Genomic DNA, 1139 nt, shown 5'->3' with positions numbered 1-1139 from the left:
AGGTGACGTCCGCGCCGGCGCGGGCGCAGAGCGCCACCGTGCCCGGCGGCGGCGCCGACACCGCCCCGCTGGACGCGCGGGTGGTGCGCCAGTGGGCGGCGGCCAACGGCATCACCGTCCCGCCGCGAGGACCGCTGAGCACCAGGGTGCGCGAGCAGTACCTGGCAGCGCACTGACGCCACCGCCCGGGGCGCGGAACCGACCGCCCCGGGCGGGACGCCGGTCGGAACAGGTCTCAACACCCTGTTGACAACAGGCCGTTGACGGGTTGGAGTGGGGGCGTGCCCCTCGACGACGACCGCCACGCGGCGGACCTGGACCGCGCGCGCACCGCGGTGGACCGGGCCGGTGCCGCCGGCCTCGCCCGCCGGCCGTGGCAGCAGCCCCGCCAGCCGGCCTCCGACGTCGACCTCGTCCGGTTCGTCGCCTGGGCCGCCCGCGACGCGCGGGACGCCGACCCGGCCGTCCTGGAGGCGGGGTTGCGGTTGCTGGCCCCCGCCCGGGCGGAACTCGACCAGGTCGAGACCGGTCTGCTGTTCGCCGCTCGCGGAGCCGGCATGACCTGGCCGCAGATCGCCGCCTCGCTCGGGCTGGGGTCGGCCCAGGCCGCCCAGCAGCGCCTGAACCGGGTCCTGAGCCGGACCAGCGGCTCCGAGCCGGAGTCCTGAGCCGTGCTGGTCCCCCTGGACGAGGCGGACGAGCGGTGCGGGGGCAAGGCCGCGAACCTGGCCCGCCTGCTGCGCGAGGGTTTCCCCGTCCCACCCGGTTTCGTGGTCCTCGACGCGCTGGGCGGCGACGGCTGGGTCCACGAGGTCGGGGCGGCGCTGCGCGACCTGGGCGCGGGACCGCTCGCGGTGCGCTCCTCCGCGCTGGGCGAGGACGGCGGCGAGGCGTCCTTCGCCGGTCAGCTGCACTCCGCCCTCGGCGTTCCCGGCCCGGCGCGGGTGGTCGAGGAGGTGCGTCGCGCCGCGAGGTCGGGCACGAGCCCGCGGGCCCTCGCCTACGCCGCCCGGACCGGCCGGGAACCGGCCGCGGTGGTGCCCGTGCTCGTGCAGGTCCTCGTCCCCGCGGAGGTCGCCGGCGTGGTGTTCACCCGCCACCCCGTCACCGGAGCCCACGAGGTCGTGGTCGAGGCGGGT

General features: G+C 78.1%; 3 protein-coding genes. All 3 read left to right on the top strand.

From position 1 onward, the window contains the following. Positions 1-2: 2 nt before the first annotated feature. Positions 3-176, top strand: coding sequence for an Lsr2 family DNA-binding protein (locus GTQ99_RS27635; protein WP_420814619.1), 174 nt, complete (start codon positions 3-5; stop codon positions 174-176). A 105-nt stretch (positions 177-281) separates the two neighbouring features. Further along, the gene (locus GTQ99_RS23460) at positions 282-668 is read left to right on the top strand and encodes a hypothetical protein (RefSeq protein ID WP_166618048.1); all 387 of its coding nucleotides are present in this window, start codon (positions 282-284) and stop codon (positions 666-668) included. Positions 669-671: 3 nt separating this feature from the next. Beyond that, a partial coding sequence (locus tag GTQ99_RS23455) for a PEP/pyruvate-binding domain-containing protein (RefSeq protein ID WP_338075221.1) occupies positions 672-1139 on the top strand: 468 nt, incomplete at its 3' end.

Source organism: Kineococcus vitellinus, assembly GCF_009906315.1.
Taxonomy (GTDB): Bacteria; Actinomycetota; Actinomycetes; order Actinomycetales; family Kineococcaceae; genus Kineococcus; species Kineococcus vitellinus.
Note: the sequence above shows the minus strand (reverse complement) of the source record. Positions and strands in the feature narration are given on the sequence as shown.